This window comes from Nocardioides astragali (assembly GCF_024436375.1).
GTDB lineage: Bacteria > Actinomycetota > Actinomycetes > Propionibacteriales > Nocardioidaceae > Nocardioides > Nocardioides astragali.
Window position 1 is genome coordinate 588,752 of the sequence record NZ_JAFMZM010000003.1, and the last position, 15,028, is coordinate 603,779.

At 71.0% G+C, this 15,028-nt stretch carries 15 protein-coding genes; 13 read left to right on the forward strand and 2 right to left on the reverse strand.

Annotated elements, in window-relative coordinates; translation table 11 throughout:
- The first annotated feature begins 71 nt into the window (after positions 1-71).
- From ald to J3P44_RS12105, 13 genes are all read left to right on the forward strand, one after another.
- A complete protein-coding gene (gene ald / locus J3P44_RS12045) occupies positions 72-1,193 on the forward strand; it encodes an alanine dehydrogenase (RefSeq protein WP_255890602.1) in 1,122 nt (373 codons plus the stop codon).
- A complete protein-coding gene (locus J3P44_RS12050; protein ID WP_255890603.1) occupies positions 1,186-1,482 on the forward strand; it encodes a hypothetical protein in 297 nt (98 codons plus the stop codon). The genes ald and J3P44_RS12050 overlap by 8 nt, the downstream gene beginning before the upstream one ends.
- A 79-nt stretch (positions 1,483-1,561) precedes the next feature.
- Entirely contained in the window at positions 1,562-2,548 is a 987-nt protein-coding gene (locus J3P44_RS12055; protein WP_255890604.1) for a hypothetical protein, read from the forward strand.
- Positions 2,549-2,700: 152 nt separating this feature from the next.
- Complete coding sequence (locus tag J3P44_RS12060) at positions 2,701-3,849, forward strand: CaiB/BaiF CoA transferase family protein (protein ID WP_255890605.1); 1,149 nt, start codon at positions 2,701-2,703, stop codon at positions 3,847-3,849.
- A gap of 3 nt (positions 3,850-3,852) precedes the next feature.
- Positions 3,853-4,587 (forward strand): glutamine amidotransferase, encoded by a 735-nt coding sequence (locus J3P44_RS12065; RefSeq protein WP_255890606.1) that lies wholly within the window; start codon positions 3,853-3,855, stop codon positions 4,585-4,587.
- Positions 4,588-4,772: 185 nt separating this feature from the next.
- A complete protein-coding gene (locus J3P44_RS12070; RefSeq protein ID WP_255890607.1) occupies positions 4,773-6,062 on the forward strand; it encodes an ABC transporter substrate-binding protein in 1,290 nt (429 codons plus the stop codon).
- A gap of 61 nt (positions 6,063-6,123) precedes the next feature.
- Positions 6,124-7,080, forward strand: a complete 957-nt coding sequence (locus J3P44_RS12075) for a carbohydrate ABC transporter permease (RefSeq protein WP_255890608.1) — start codon at positions 6,124-6,126, stop codon at positions 7,078-7,080.
- Positions 7,077-7,895: a carbohydrate ABC transporter permease gene (locus tag J3P44_RS12080; RefSeq protein ID WP_255890609.1), complete on the forward strand. Its 819-nt coding sequence runs from the start codon at positions 7,077-7,079 to the stop codon at positions 7,893-7,895. The genes J3P44_RS12075 and J3P44_RS12080 overlap by 4 nt, the downstream gene beginning before the upstream one ends.
- Positions 7,892-9,370 carry a GH1 family beta-glucosidase gene (locus J3P44_RS12085; RefSeq protein WP_255890610.1) on the forward strand — a complete coding sequence of 493 codons (1,479 nt, stop codon included), beginning with the start codon at positions 7,892-7,894 and terminating at the stop codon, positions 9,368-9,370. Before J3P44_RS12080 ends, J3P44_RS12085 begins: the two co-directional genes overlap by 4 nt.
- A 9-nt stretch (positions 9,371-9,379) precedes the next feature.
- Positions 9,380-10,423 carry a LacI family DNA-binding transcriptional regulator gene (locus J3P44_RS12090; protein ID WP_255890611.1) on the forward strand — a complete coding sequence of 348 codons (1,044 nt, stop codon included), beginning with the start codon at positions 9,380-9,382 and terminating at the stop codon, positions 10,421-10,423.
- A 44-nt stretch (positions 10,424-10,467) separates the two neighbouring features.
- Positions 10,468-10,860: an ArsR/SmtB family transcription factor gene (locus J3P44_RS12095; RefSeq protein ID WP_255890612.1), complete on the forward strand. Its 393-nt coding sequence runs from the start codon at positions 10,468-10,470 to the stop codon at positions 10,858-10,860.
- Positions 10,857-11,981 (forward strand): ACR3 family arsenite efflux transporter, encoded by a 1,125-nt coding sequence (gene arsB / locus J3P44_RS12100; protein ID WP_255890613.1) that lies wholly within the window; start codon positions 10,857-10,859, stop codon positions 11,979-11,981. Before J3P44_RS12095 ends, arsB begins: the two co-directional genes overlap by 4 nt.
- The gene (locus tag J3P44_RS12105) at positions 11,978-12,427 is read left to right on the forward strand and encodes an arsenate-mycothiol transferase ArsC (RefSeq protein WP_255890614.1); all 450 of its coding nucleotides are present in this window, start codon (positions 11,978-11,980) and stop codon (positions 12,425-12,427) included. The genes arsB and J3P44_RS12105 overlap by 4 nt, the downstream gene beginning before the upstream one ends.
- On the opposite strand, the gene J3P44_RS12110 is transcribed toward J3P44_RS12105, so the two are convergent.
- Both J3P44_RS12110 and J3P44_RS12115 read right to left on the reverse strand, forming a co-directional pair.
- On the reverse strand, positions 12,371-13,672 hold the full coding sequence (locus J3P44_RS12110) for an MFS transporter (RefSeq protein ID WP_255890615.1): 1,302 nt from the start codon (positions 13,670-13,672) through the stop codon (positions 12,371-12,373). The two genes, J3P44_RS12105 and J3P44_RS12110, sit on opposite strands and share 57 nt — an antisense overlap.
- Positions 13,669-15,021: an NAD(P)-binding domain-containing protein gene (locus J3P44_RS12115; RefSeq protein WP_255890616.1), complete on the reverse strand. Its 1,353-nt coding sequence runs from the start codon at positions 15,019-15,021 to the stop codon at positions 13,669-13,671. Before J3P44_RS12115 ends, J3P44_RS12110 begins: the two co-directional genes overlap by 4 nt.
- Between the last annotated feature and the right edge of the window lie 7 nt (positions 15,022-15,028).

Below are 15,028 nucleotides of genomic sequence, written 5' to 3' on the forward strand. Positions count from 1 at the left end.
ACCATCTTGCGCAGTCCTTCCCACATCTTCACTCTTGTGACGCCCCACACACAAGCGCTCCAAGGAGAATCATGAAGGTCGGCGTACCCAAGGAAGTCAAGAACCGCGAGTACCGGGTGGCGTTGACGCCGATCGGGGTGCATGAGCTGGTGCAGCACGGTCACGAGGTGCTGGTGGAGAGGTCTGCGGGTGTGGGGTCGCAGATCGGGGACGAGGAGTACGTCGCCGCGGGTGCCACGATGCTGGAGTCGGCCGACGACGTGTGGGGCGCGGCCGAGATGGTGTTGAAGGTCAAGGAGCCGGTCGCGGAGGAGTACGGGCGGATGCGGGAGGGGCAGACGCTGTTCACCTACCTGCACCTGGCTGCCGACAAGGCGTTGACCGAGGAGCTGTTGGCGCGCAAGGTGACGGCGATCGCCTACGAGACGGTGCAGCTGCCCTCGGGTGGGTTGCCGTTGCTGTATCCGATGTCGGAGGTCGCCGGTTGTCTGGCACCGCAGGTGGGGGCGTATGCGTTGATGAAGGCCAATGGTGGTCGGGGTGTGCTGATGGGTGGCGTCGGTGGGGTGGCGAACGCGAAGGTGGTGATCATCGGGGCCGGGGTGTCGGGTCAGAACGCCGCGAACATCGCGCTGGGCATGGGGGCGGACGTGACGTTGTTGGACACCGACCTGGACAAGCTGCGGATGTCGTTTTGGCGCTACAACAACCGGGTGCACGGGTTGGCGTGGTCGAAGCTGGCGATCGAGCAGCAGGTGATGGAGGCCGACATGGTGATCGGTGCGGTCCTCATCCCGGGCGCGGCCGCGCCGAAGCTCGTCAGCAACGAGCTGGTGTCGCGGATGAAGCCGGGGTCGGTGCTGGTCGACATCGCGATCGACCAGGGTGGTTGTTTCGAGGACTCCCACGCCACCACCCACGACGACCCGACGTATGAGGTGCACGACTCGGTGTTCTACTGCGTGGCCAACATGCCCGGCGCGGTGCCCAACACCTCGACGTACGCGTTGACCAACGCCACTCTTCCCTACGCGGTCGCGTTGGCCGACAAGGGCTGGGAGCAGGCGCTGCGTGAGGACCCCAGCCTCGCCCTGGGTCTCAACACCCATGCCGGGGAGCTCACCAACGCCCCGGTCGGTGCAGCAGTCGGCCTTCCCTCCGTCTCGTTCCAGGAGATCTCCGCGCGTGTCTGAGCGCTCCACTGTCGAGCGGGACGCCGGCGCCGCCGCGGCGAGCATCTCCGACACCGTTCCGTGTGGCGCGCACCGGAAGAACTGGGACGCTCTGGAGCACGACTACGCGCAGGCCGACCGCTACGAGCAAGCGCTCACGCTCGCCATCATCGGCGAGCTCTGCAGGCCGTGCCCGGCACTCGCGGAGTGCGCGACCTGGGCCAGGCTGGACAAGTACACCGGGCTCGCCGCCGGCACCTGGTTCCGCTCAGGCCGGGCTCGGTCGGGAAAGGGTCGAAGCGGACCCTGAAGCCGGCCTGGGCCGGGTCCCTCCACAGATCGGCGGCACCCACTGGCACGGGAACCACGGGGCCGACATCGTGGAGCGGGTGACCGCCGTACCCACCCCGCAGCCGTCCGACGACGCGGTGACCGCCCTGCTCCGGTCTCAGGACGGCGTCGCGTCCCGTGCTCAGCTGGTCGACGTCGGCTGCGAGCCGCACGACATCGAGCGGATGCTCCGACGCCACCAGGTCTTCGTCGCGCTCCCGGGCGTCTACATCACCCACAACGGTCCGCGCACCTGGCAGCAGCGGGCATGGGTGGCCGTGCTCTCGTGCTGGCCGGCGGCACTCGCCGGCACGTCTGCGCTGCGAGCCGACAACGGCCCGGGGGTGCGCGGCTTCGACGAGGGCGACCCGATCGAGGTGGCCGTCGACGTGGCGCGCACCGTCCAGGACAAGCCTGACGTGCGCGTACGCCGCATGGCCGGGATGGCGGCCCGCACCCGCTGGAACGCCTCGCCGCCGCGGTTGCGCCAGGAGGAGGCGGTGCTCGACGTGGTCGCCGGACTCGCTCGGGAGTGGGACGTCATCGAGGCGCTGGCCGCGGCGGTGCGCAGCCGGCGTACGACGGCCGACCGGCTCGCGAGCGCGCTCACGGCGCGCCATCGTTTCCCGCGCAGGACGTGGATCGCGCGGATCCTGGCGGACGTGGCAGCCGGTACGGCCTCGGTCCTCGAGCACGGCTACCTCGACCGCGTCGAGCGCGCGCACGGCCTGCCGGCCGCGGACCGTCAGCAGGCGGACCGGGTGGCGGGAGGGCGGATCTACCGGGACGCCCCCTATTCGGCGTACGACCTGCAGGTGGAGCTCGACGGCTACCTCGACCACAGCGCGCTCACGGAGCGCGACCGCGACCTGGAGCGCGACCTGGAGACGGCGACGACCGGGCGGCGCAGCGTCCGGCTGGGATGGGGTCAGGTGTACGACCGGCCGTGCCGCACCGCCGCGCTCATCGCCCGGCTGCTGGTGCTCGGCGGCTGGGAGGGCGAGCCGACGCCGTGCTCGCCGACCTGCCCGATCGGCGACCACTGACTCGAAGTCTGCTCGCGGAATCCACGAGTGGACTTCGAGCGTGAGCCTCACGCGAAGCGGCGAGGCGCTCCTCGCGACAGTTGTGCTGGTCACCCATGCCACCAGCGTTCCAGAGATCCCATCGCGACAGGGCCGGTGTCATGATCCACCCCATGACGTACGAGCTGGGGCAGGGCACCGGGCCGCTGCGGGGCGTGAAGGTGGTCGAGATCGCCGGCATCGGTCCCGGACCGCACGCCTGCATGCTGCTGGCTGACCTCGGCGCCGACGTCATCCGGATCGACCGCCCCGGCGGCGGCATGTTCGGCATGGGCGACAAGGACGTGCTCAACCGCGGCCGGCCCAGCGTCGCGCTCGACCTCAAGCACCCCGACGCCGCCGCCACCGTCCTCGGCCTGGTCGAGCACGCCGACGTGCTGGTCGAGGGGATGAGGCCCGGCACCCTCGAGCGCCTCGGCCTCGGGCCGGACGACTGCCACGCTCGCAACCCCGCGCTGGTCTACGGCCGGATGACCGGCTGGGGCCAGGACGGCCCGTGGAGCCAGGTGGCCGGGCACGACATGAACTACATCGCCACCACCGGCGCACTCCACGGCCTCGGCCAGGACCGCGACCGGCCGCACTTCCCGGGCAACCTGCTCGGCGACTTCGGTGGCGGCTCGACCTACCTCGTCATCGGGATCCTCGCCGCGCTGCTCGAGGCGAGGACCAGCGGCAAGGGTCAGGTCGTCGACGCCGCGATCGTCGACGGCACGGCCCACCTCAACGCCATCGGGTGGACCTTCGCCGCGCTCGGCGTCGCCTCGGGGGAGCGCCGGTCGGGCCTGCTCGACGGCGGCACTCCCTGGTACGACGTCTACGAGACCGCGGACGGGCAGCACGTGAGCGTCGGCGCGCTCGAGCCGCAGTTCTGGGCCGAGCTGGTCGCCCGCATCGGGGTCGACCTCCCTGACCGTGACGACCCGGCCAACCACGCCACGATCCGCGGGGCCCTCGTTCGCCGGTTCCGTGAGAAGACGCAGGCCGAGTGGAGCGAGGTCTTCGACCGCACGGACGCCTGCGTCGCGCCCGTCGTACCCCTGGCCGAGGCGCCGCGCCACCCCCACCTCGCCGCCCGGGGGACATACGTCGAGCGCGGCGGCGTCACGCAGCCCGCGCCGGCGCCCCGCTTCTCGCGCACCGAGGCCACCATCAGCAGCCCGCCCGCCCTGCCGGGTGAGCACACCCGCGAGGCGCTCGCCGCATGGGGGATCGGCGACATCGACGCGCTGCTGGCCAGCGGCGCCGCGACCCAGGCCTGAGTGATGCGACCCTTCCTCTTCCTCGGCACCCGCGCGGAGGACGACGTCGCCCAGCAGGAGTACGACGCCGTGCTGGCCGGCTGCGGCCTGCGACCCGACGAGCTCGTGCGCGTCCGCCTCGAGCAGGGGCCGCTCGGCGAGGTCGACCTCGACGAGTGGTCCGGGGTCATCCTGGGCGGTGGCCCCTTCAACGTCTCCGACCCCGACGACGTGAAGTCGGCGGCCCAGCGCAGCGCCGAGGCCGACCTCCGCGCGCTGGCCGAGCAGGTGCTCGAGGCGGACTTCCCGTTCCTGGGTGCCTGCTACGGCATCGGCGTCCTCGGCGGCCTGCGCGGCGGCACGGTCGACCGCACCTTCGGCGAGCCCATCGGCGCCCTGCCGGTGAGGCTGAGCGAGGAGGGCAGGCAGGACCCGCTCTTCGGCGTGATGCCCGAGGAGTTCGCCGCCTACCTCGGCCACAAGGAGGCGGTCGCGCGGCTCCCCGAGGGTGCCGTCCTGCTCGCCTCCACCGTCACCTGCCCGGTCCATGCCTTCCGGCTCGGCCAGAACGTCTACGCAACGCAGTTCCACCCCGAGCTGGACGCGGTCGCGATCTGCGACCGGATCGACGCCTACGGCTCGCACGGCTACTACCTGCCCCACGAGCGCGAGTCGCTGAAGGCCGCCGCGCGCGAGGCCATGGTCACCGAACCGGTGCGGCTGCTCGGTCGCTTCGTGGAGCTGTACGCCCGCACCTGACGTGCGCGTTGTGGAAGCGCTCCCACAATTTCACGACAACTTCCGAGCGCGCCATTGACACGGAATGTGACGCCTGCGATGGTCTGTCGCGGACGGGAATGGAAGCGCTCTCACACCTTCGCTCACCGTCCACCTCCCGGCCGGACAACCAGTCCGGCACTTCGCAGGACGGCAGGAGTGCAGTGGTGCAGACACCGAACACCCGGCGAGTGCGGCTCGCCACGAGCGCGTTGTTGGCGCTCACCCTCGCGACGACGGCGGCCGCCTGCGGCGGCGACGACGGTGACGAAGGGGGCACGACCGCGGACGGCAAGATCAAGCTCACGGTCGCGACCTTCAACGAGTTCGGCTACGAGGAGCTCATCGAGGAGTACAACGCGATGCAGGACGAGGTGGTGGTCGAGCAGAAGAAGGCCGGCACCGCCAACGAGCACCAGGACAACCTCTACACCAAGCTCGCGGCCGGGTCGGGTCTCTCCGACATCGAGGCGATCGAGGTCGACTGGTGGGCCGCGCTCATGGAGCAGTCCGACGCGTTCGTCGACCTGTCCGACCCTGAGGTCGAGAGCCGCTGGCTGGACTGGAAGACCGAGGCGGCGACCTCGCCGGACGGCGCGCTGATCGGCTACGGCACCGACATCGGTCCCGAGGGCATCTGCTACCGCTCCGACCTGTTCAAGAAGGCGGGGCTGCCGACCGACCGCGAGGAGGTCGCCCAGCTCTTCGGGACCTGGGACGACTACTTCGAGACCGGTCGCGACTTCGTGGAGAAGGTCCCCGACGTCGCCTGGTACGACGCCTCCGGCGCCACGGCGCAGGCGATGATCAACCAGGTCGAGTACTCCTTCGAGGACGAGGACAACAACGTCATCGCCGCGGACAACCCCGAGGTCAAGGAGGTCTTCGACACCGTCACGGCGATGGCCGAGGAGGGCCTCTCGACCAACCTCGTGCAGTGGAGCGAGGACTGGACCGCCTCCTTCCAGGACGACGGGTTCGCCACGATGGCCTGCCCCGGCTGGATGCTCGGTGTCATCGAGGGCAACGCCGAAGGCGTCAAGGGCTGGGACATCGCCAACGTCTTCCCCGGCGGTGGCGGCAACTGGGGTGGGTCCTACCTCACGGTGCCCGCGCAGGGCGACAACGTCGAGGAGGCCAAGGAGCTGGCCAAGTGGCTGACCGCGCCCGAGCAGCAGATCAAGGCGTTCCAGGCCAAGGGCACCTTCCCGAGCCAGGTCGACGCTCTGGACGACCCGGCGCTGACCGGCACCACGAGTGAGTTCTTCAACGGCGCGCCCACCGGCGAGATCCTGGCCGAGCGCGCCGAGGCAGTGCCCTTCATCGCCCACAAGGGGCCGAAGTTCGCCGACATCAACACGGCGTTCCAGCAGGCGATCCAGCGTGTCGACGAGGGCAAGGAGTCGGCCGACGAGGCCTGGGACTCCTTCCTTGCTGACGTCGAGCGGCTGGGCTGACCCTCCGACGATGAAGGCGGGTTCCACTGCCGTGAAGCCAGTCGGGGATGCCGGTAGCCCGGTGTCCCCGACTGGGGGGCGGCCAGACATCGAGGGCGTACGCCGGGCCGCGTGGCGGCAGCGGCTGTCGCGGCTCGACACCTTGGTCTCGCCGTACGTCTTCGTCTCGCCGTTCTTCCTGCTGTTCGTGGTGGTGGGCATGTTCCCGCTCGCCTACACGGCATGGGTGTCGGTGCACGACTGGGGCCTGCTCGCGGGCCGAGGCGACTTCGCGGGCGCCGACAACTACCGGCGCGTCCTGGAGGACCGCTACTTCTGGAACGCACTGCGCAACACGATCAGCATCTTCCTGCTCTCGTCGATCCCGCAGGTGCTCATCGCCCTCGGTCTGGCCGGGCTGCTCGACACCCAGCTCCGGGCACGCGGACTGTGGCGGATGAGCGTCCTGCTGCCCTTCGTGGTGGCCCCCGCCGCCGTTGCGCTGATCTTCGGCAACGTCTTCGGTGACCGCTACGGACTGGCCAACGAGGTGGTGCAGGCGATCGGGCTCGACCCGATCCGCTGGCATGTCGACACCCTGGCCAGCCACCTGGCGATCGCCTCGATGGTCAACTGGCGCTGGACGGGCTACAACGCGCTGATCTTCCTGGCGGCGATGCAGGCGGTGCCGCGCGACGTCTACGAGTCCGCGGCACTCGACGGGGCCGGGAGGATCCGCCAGTTCGTCTCGATGACGGTGCCGATGATCCGGCCGACGGTCCTGTTCGTGGTCATCACCTCGACCATCGGTGGCCTCCAGATCTTCGCCGAGCCACGGCTCTTCGACACCCAGGGCCTCGGCGGCTCGGACCGGCAGTACCAGACGCTGACGATGTACCTCTGGGAGCTCGGCTGGCGGGTCCGCGACCTCGGCATGGCCTCGGCCGTGGCGTGGCTGCTGTTCCTGATCATCATCATCTTCGCCCTGGTCAACCTGCTGGTCAGCCGGCGTGCGGGCACTCTGCGAGGTCAGCGATGAACAGACGTCCCGGATTCCTCGTCTACGGCCTGCTGACTGCCTTCGTGCTCGGCTCGTGCGCGCCCCTCTACTGGTCCTTCCTCGTCGGCTCGCACAGCCGCGACGTGCTGACCAAGCGGGTGCCGCCGCTGATCCCCGGAGGCCACTTCTGGGACAACGCGCAGCGCGCGTTCGAGGCCGTACCGTTCTGGAAGGCGCTGGGCAACAGCCTCATCGTGTCCGGCACGATCGCCACGTCGGTGGTCTTCTTCTCCACCCTGGCCGGCTTCGCCTTCGCCAAGCTCGCCTTCAAGGGGCGCACCCCGCTGCTCGTCTTCCTCGTGGCCACCTTGGCCGTGCCGACGCAGCTCGGCGTCATCCCGCTGTTCATCGTGATGGCCAAGCTCGGCTGGGTCGGGTCGCTGTGGGCGCTGATCGTCCCCGGCATGGTCACCGCGTTCGGCGTCTTCTTCATGCGCCAGTACCTCCTCGACGCCGTTCCGGACGAGCTGATCGACGCGGCGCGGGTCGACGGGTGCTCCATGTTCCGGACCTTCTGGAACGTCGCTGTCCCGGCGGCGCGACCGGCCGCGGGGATCCTGTGGCTCTTCACCTTCATGGCCTCGTGGACCGACTTCTTCTGGCCGCTGATCGTGCTGCCCGCCAGCAACCCCACCGTCCAGATCGCCCTCCAGCAGCTGCAGAGCGGCTACTACGTGGACTACAGCCTCGTGCTCGCCGGCACCACCGTCGCGACCATCCCGCTGCTGGTCCTCTTCATCCTCACCGGCCGACAGATGGTCGCCGGCATCATGCAAGGAGCCGTCAAGGGATGACCATCTCGAGCACCCCCGCCACCGCCGTCGACGAGTCCCGGGAGGTCCGCACGCGGTTCCCCGAGGGGTTCGTCTGGGGCGTCGCCGCCGCGTCCTACCAGATCGAGGGCGCAGTGGCCGAGGACGGACGCACCCCGTCGATCTGGGACACGTTCTCCCACACCCCTGGCGCGGTGCTCAACGCCGACACCGGCGACGTGGCCTGCGAGCACTACCGCCGCATGCCGCAGGACATCGCGCTGATGCGTGAGCTCGAGGTCGCGTCCTACCGCTTCTCGGTGGCGTGGCCGCGGGTGCGCCCGGACGGCGGGGCGGTCAACGCGGCCGGGCTGGCGTTCTACGACCGGCTGGTCGACGAGCTGCTCGGCCACGACATCGCGCCCTGGCTGACGCTCTACCACTGGGACCTGCCGCAGGCGCTCGAGGACGCGGGCGGCTGGACCAACCGCGACACCGCCAGCCGCTTCGTCGACTACGCGATCGCCGTGCACGACGTGCTGGGCGACCGGGTGCCGACCTGGACGACCCTCAACGAGCCCTTCTGCTCCTCGCTCCTCGGCTATGCGGCCGGGCACCACGCGCCTGGTCGGCAGGAAGGCCCGGCCGGACTGGTCGCGGCCCACCACCTGCTGCTGGGTCACGGGATGGTGACCGAGGAGCTGCGCAGTCGCGGGGCCGACCGGCTGGGGCTCAGCCTCAACCTGACGGTTCCCGACCCGAGCAACCCAGACGACCCGGTCGACGTCGACGCCGCGCGCCGCATCGACGCGCTGCACAACCGGCTCTTCCTCGACCCGATCTTCCGGGGCGCCTACCCCGCCGACCTGCTCGAGGACACCGCCGACCTGACCTGGCAGGGCACCTCCTGGTACGACGTGGTGCGCGACGGCGACCTGGCGACGATCTCGGCGCCCATCGACGTGCTCGGCGTGAACTACTACCACGGCAACGAGGTGTCCGGTCATCCGCGCACGGACGTGGTCGGGATCGGCGCCGACCACCCCGACCGGGTCGCGCTGTCGCCCTTCGTGGGCTCCGAGCACGTCACCTTCCCCAGCCGCGGCCTGCCCGTCACGGACATGGGCTGGGAGATCCAGCCCGACGGGCTCCACCGCCTCCTGCGTCGCCTCCACGACGACTACCCGCGCCTGCCGATCTACCTCACCGAGACCGGCGCCGCCTTCGCGGACTCACCCGACGAGCAGGGCGAGGTGCACGACCCCGACCGGATCGCCTTCCTGGACTCCTACCTCCACGCGGTGCACCTGGCGATCGAGGAGGGCGTCGACGTCCGGGGCTTCTTCCAGTGGTCGTTCTGCGACAACTTCGAGTGGGCCTTCGGCTACGCCAAGCGCTTCGGGCTGGTCTACGTCGACTACGCCACCCAGCAGCGGATCCCCAAGTCCAGCGCCCGCTGGTACGCCGACCTGTCCCGCACCGGGATCCTGACTGGCCCCCACCCGACGGCCGACTAGCGTGGGCGTGTGAATCCGCCGCGACCCCCGTCGAGCCCGGGTTCGCCGACCCTCGACGAGGTGGCCCGGATCGCCGGCGTCTCCCGAGCCACGGCGTCGCGGGCGATCAACGGCGGCCAGCGGGTGAGCGCCCGGGCGCAGGCGGCGGTCGACAGCGCCGTACGCAGCCTGGGCTACGTCCCCAACCCGGCGGCGCGCAGCCTGGTCACGCGGCGTACGGACTCGATCGCGGTCGTCGTGCCCGAGCCCGACGACCGGGTCTTCTCCGACCCGTTCTTCGCCGGCACCCTGCGCGGGGTCACGCGGGTGCTGGGGGAGCGCGACATCCAGCTGGTGCTCCTGCTGGCCCGGCCCGGCGCCTCCACGGCGCGGACGCTGCGCTACCTCACCAACCGCCACGTCGACGGCGCTCTCGTGGTGTCGCACCACCGCGACGACCGGTTGGCCGAGCACCTCGCCGACCTCGGGCTACCGTGCGTCTTCGGCGGCCGGCCGTGGACCGGCGGCGACCGGGTGGCCTACGTCGACGTCGACAACACCGCCGGGGAGCGCGAGGCGACGGAGGTGCTCGTCGCCCGCGGCTGCACCCGCATCGGCACCATCGCCGGGCCCGGGGACATGACCGCCGCCGCCGACCGCCTGGCCGGCTGGCACCAGGCGATGGCCGCGGCCGGTCTGGAGGCCGACGCCGTGGAGCACGGCGACTTCACCGAGGAGAGCGGCGTGTCCGCGACCCGGATGCTGATGGAGCGGCACCCCGACCTCGACGGCCTGGTGGTCGCCTCGGACCTGATGGCGGTCGGAGCGCTGCGCGTGCTGGGCGAGCTCGGTCGGCGGGTGCCCGACGACATCGCCGTGGTGGGCTACGACGACCTCGGGGTCGCGGAGCGGACGACGCCACCCCTGACCACCGTGCGGCAGCCGGTGGAGGAGATGGCGGAGCGGGCCACCCGACTGCTGCTCGAGCGGGTCGATGGAGTCGACGGGGTGGAAGGCAGCCACCCGATGCGCCTGATCATCCGGCCGACGCTGGTGCGCCGCCTGAGCGCCTGACGCCCAGATTCGCGGCAGACATCGACGTCTGTCAACATTGACCCATGTCGAAGTCCGTGGGATCCGCTGTGCTGCCCCTGGTCGAGGACCGACTGGAGTGTTGCGTCCCTCTGGCCCGTGAACCCATCAGCGCCGAACAGGCCACCGGCGTCGTGTCGATGCTGAAGGCCGTCGCCGACCCCGCCCGGCTCCGGCTGCTGTCGCTCGTCCTCTCCCACGAAGGCGGCGAGGCGTGCGTCTGCGACCTGCTGCCCTACTTCGACCTCTCCCAGCCGACCATCAGCCACCACCTCAAGGTGCTGCACGACGCCGGCCTGCTCCATCGGGAGAAGCGGGGCACCTGGGTCTACTACATCGCCCGTCCCGAGGCGATGGCCGCGCTCGGCAGCCTCTTCACCGTCGCAGCCTCCAGCACCCTGGAAGGGGCCACCGCGTGAGCGACACCGTCCGCGACACCGTCTCCGGCGAGTCCACCGACCCGGTCCTGCAGCGCCTCTCGACCCTCGACCGGTTCCTCCCGGTGTGGATCGGCGTGGCCATGGTGGCCGGCCTCCTGCTGGGACGCCTCGTCGACGGCCTCGACGACGCGCTCGCCGCCGTGGAGGTCGGCTCGGTGTCCCTGCCGATAGCAATCGGGCTGCTCATCATGATGTATCCGGTGCTCGCGAAGGTCCGCTACGACGAGCTCGGCCACGTCACCAGCGACGCGCGGATGCTCGTGACGTCCATCGTGCTCAACTGGGTGCTCGGGCCGGCCCTCATGTTCGCGCTGGCGTGGCTGCTGCTCCCGGACCTGCCGGAGTACCGCACCGGGCTCATCATCGTCGGCCTCGCGCGCTGCATCGCGATGGTGCTCATCTGGAACGACCTCGCGTGCGGCGATCGCGAGGCAGCCGCGATCCTGGTCGCCATCAACGCGGTCTTCCAGATCCTGGCGTTCGCCTTCCTCGGCTACTTCTACCTGCAGGTGCTGCCGGGCTGGCTCGGCCTCGAGCAGTCGGCCCTCGACGTCTCGGTGTGGGGCATCGCCAAGTCCGTGCTCGTCTTCCTCGGCATCCCGCTCCTGGCCGGTTTCCTCACGCGCACTCTCGGCGAGCGAGCCAAGGGCCGCGACTGGTACGAGGCGCAGCTCCTGCCCAGGATCGGACCTGCCGCCCTCTACGGACTGCTGTTCACCATCGTCCTGCTCTTCGCCCTGCAGGGCGACACCATCACCAACCAACCCCTCGACGTCGCCCGCATCGCGGTGCCGCTGCTGGCGTACTTCGTCCTGATGTGGGGCGGCTCGATGCTGCTGACCAGGGCCCTCGGCTTCGACTACCAGCGCGCCACGGCTGTCTCCTTCACCGCGGCCGGCAACAACTTCGAGCTCGCCATCGCCGTGGCCATCGGCGTCTTCGGGGTCACCTCCGGCCAAGCCCTCGCCGGCGTGGTCGGACCACTCATCGAGGTGCCGGCCCTCGTCGCACTCGTCTACGTCAGCCTCTGGGCACGCCGGCACTTCCGCGACCGCACGACCGTCCCCGACACGTCCACCAGCACAGGAGCGACCCGATGACCACCCCCAGCACGACGCCCCCGCAGGTGGTGTTCGCCTGTGTCCGCAACGGCGGCCGCTCCGTGATCAGCCGTGTCCTCACCGAGCACTACGCCGGCGGTCGTGTCATCGCCCTCTCGGCCGGGACCCAACCCGGTGACCACATCCATCCCGAGGTCGCGGCCGTGCTGGAGAAGCTCGGCCTCGACACCACGGGCGAGCAGCCCAAGCTGCTGACCCGTGACACGGTGGCGGCCAGCACCATGGCCATCACGCTCGGGTGCGGCGAGGAGTGTCCCTATGTCCCCGGCGTGACATACGTCGACTGGCCTGTCGCAGACCCGGGCGGTCAGGACGAGGCGAGGGTCCGCGAGATCATCGCCGACCTCGACGGGCGGGTCCGGGACCTGCTAGGCGAGCTCGTCCCGGACATCGAGCTGCCTCCCTCGGTGCTCGACGAGCGCTGACACCGCAGGCGTGGCACCCGACATCAGGGCTGCCGCGACCGCGGCGAGACCCGCGAGCACGAGGAACGCGTCGGCGTACGAGCCGAGCAGGTCGGCCAGCATCGCCCCCGCGAACGGTGCCGCGGCCGAGGCCACCAACGCGGGTGCGGTGAGGATCCCGCTGAGCGTGCCGTACGAGGCGGGACCCCACCGGTCCGTGATCGCGGTGGCCTGCACGAGGGTGTAGATGCCGCGCGCCAGCCCCAGCAGCATGCCGAGCACGATGAGCAGGCCGGGGGATCCCGGGGCGAGGGCAAGCGCGGCGGTGGCGACCGCGATCCCGCTGAGCACGATCACACCCCGAGATGTCACGGAGGTGGCGACCGCGAACCGGGCATATCCCAACCGGCCTGCGACCTGGCCGACCCCGCCGAGCCCCAGTGCCAGGGCGGCGAGGTTCCGGCTCAGGCCCTGTTCCACGAGCATCGGGACCAGGTTGATCACGACGGCGAAGACCGCCAACGCGGTCAGGGCGTTGGCCAGCGTCAGCAGCACGAAAGGTGTGCTGCGGGCGATCGCGGGGACGGCGGCCGGAGGGTCCGACGCGCCACGGGCGTGCGTGTGGGCGAGGGGATCGTCGGTGCGCCAAGGATGGTTGAGACCCCACCAGTGCAACGGGACCGTCACGACGACGAGTCCCACCAGCAGCACGAGGTAGGCCTGCCGCCATCCAAGGGCGTCGTCGAGCACCGCGGCCAGGGGTGCGAACACCGTGCTGGCCAGCCCGGCGACGAGCGTCAGCGTCGTCAGCGCACGGACGCGGTGGACGCCGCCCCAGCGCGTGAGTGCGGCGAACGCCGGCGGGTAGAGGCTGCCGGCCATGGCAGCCCCCGTGAGCACCCAGCCGACGTAGAAGACGCCCAGGTTCGGCGCCATCGCCACGGCGGCGACGCCCGGGACGGCGACCAGGGACGCCACGGTCATCACCTGCCTGGGACCGTAGGCGTCGAGGTGCCTGCCGACCCAGATGCCGACACCGCCGGAGACGAACTGGGCCAGCGAGAACGCGCCTGTGACCGCCACGCTCGACCAGCCGGTGTCGAGGCTGATCGACGACTGCAGGGCCGCGAACGCGTAGTAGAGGACGCCCCAGGAGACGATCTGGACGGTGCTGAGCACTGCGACCACGGCGCGCAGCCCGGCGGCGTCGAGGGCGCCGGCCTGTACGGCGGCCGGCGTCCCTTCGCGCCCGCCCTCGGGTGTCACTGGCCGGGTCGGCCCAGGCTGATGAGCTCGGGCTCCGCGGCCGCAGGGCCGCAGCAGCCGCCCTCGACCGAGGCGACGGCATCCGGGTCGTCGAACGCACCGGCCCCGTTGCACACCCCGGTCTCGGGGAGCACCAGCTCGACCCGGCCGGCGGCCTCGAGGTCGCCGTCGAGCGCGGCCATCACAGAACGCACCTGCTCATAGCCCGTCAGGGCCAGGAACGACGGCGCCCGGCCGTAGGACTTCATCCCGACCAGGTAGAGACCGTGCTCCGGCTGGGTGAGCTCCTTGTAGCCGTGCGGAGCCACGTCACCGCAGCTGTGGTGGTCCGGGTGGATCTGGTCGGCGAGGACGCGTGCCGCGCCGAGGGCGGGGTCGAGGTCGAGGCGGACCTCGGACAGGAACCCGAAGTCGGGACGGAAGCCGGTGACGACGATGACCTCGTCGACGTCCCCCACCAGCTGGCCGTTGACCGAGGTGATGGCGAGCCGGCCGTCGGCCTGCCTGGTGACGGACTCGGTGCGGAACTGGGTCACGTTGGTCACCATCCCGCTGGTGGCGGCTGCCTTGGCGTCCTGGCCCAGCTTGCCGCGCTGCTCGAGCTGGTCGTTGTCGCCGCCGCCGAACGCGTCTCCGACGGACGGGCGCCGCAGCAGCCACGAGACCCGGGTGCCGGGGTCGGCCTTCGCCAGCCGGGCGAGCCCGACGAGGACTCCCTGGGCCGAGGCGCCCTTGCCTGCGACGGCGACGTGCTTGCCGGCGTACCGGGCAGCGACCGCCGGGTCGTTGAGGTCAGGGATGCCGTACGTGAAGCGGTCGGCGTTCTCCGTCTCACCCAGGGCTGGGTAGCCGTCGGCTCCCAGCGGGTTGGGTCGGGTCCAGGTGCCGGAGGCGTCGACCACCGCGCTGGCCAGCAGCCGCTCACGGCCAGCCGGGCCTTCGACGTGCACCGCGAACGGGTCGCCCTCGCGGCCGGAGTCGACCATCAGGTCCCGGCCGGCCCGGCCCACGCCGACCACGCGGGCGTCGTAGCGGACCGACCCGCCCGGAGTCCCGCCGAGTGCGTCCGCCAACGGCTGCAGGTACGCCTCGCGCCACTGCCCGCCGGTGGGGTAGGCGCCGTCGTCGGGAGCCGTCCAGGTGCCGGCCGCGTCCAGGAGACGGCGGGCGGCGGGGTCGACGAGCTCTGACCAGGACGAGAACAGGCGCACGTGCGCCCACTCGCTCACCGCAGCACCTGCGTTCGCGCCGGCCTCGAGGACGACGAAGTCCATCCCGCGCTCGGCGGCGTTGGCGGCGGCGGCCAGCCCGATGGGTCCGGCTCCGATGATGACCACGGGGTGCTGCATGACTGGC

Bases quoted from the DNA above. Each gene is read 5' to 3' on its own strand.
- ald (WP_255890602.1), top strand. From the start codon at position 72: ATGAAGGTCGGCGTACCCAAGGAAGTCAAGAACCGCGAGTACCGGGTG.
- J3P44_RS12060 (WP_255890605.1), top strand. From the start codon at position 2,701: ATGACGTACGAGCTGGGGCAGGGCACCGGGCCGCTGCGGGGCGTGAAG.
- J3P44_RS12065 (WP_255890606.1), top strand. From the start codon at position 3,853: ATGCGACCCTTCCTCTTCCTCGGCACCCGCGCGGAGGACGACGTCGCC.
- J3P44_RS12080 (WP_255890609.1), top strand. From the start codon at position 7,077: ATGAACAGACGTCCCGGATTCCTCGTCTACGGCCTGCTGACTGCCTTC.
- J3P44_RS12085 (WP_255890610.1), top strand. From the start codon at position 7,892: ATGACCATCTCGAGCACCCCCGCCACCGCCGTCGACGAGTCCCGGGAG.
- J3P44_RS12095 (WP_255890612.1), top strand. From the start codon at position 10,468: ATGTCGAAGTCCGTGGGATCCGCTGTGCTGCCCCTGGTCGAGGACCGA.
- J3P44_RS12105 (WP_255890614.1), top strand. From the start codon at position 11,978: ATGACCACCCCCAGCACGACGCCCCCGCAGGTGGTGTTCGCCTGTGTC.
- J3P44_RS12115 (WP_255890616.1), bottom strand. From the start codon at position 15,021: ATGCAGCACCCCGTGGTCATCATCGGAGCCGGACCCATCGGGCTGGCC.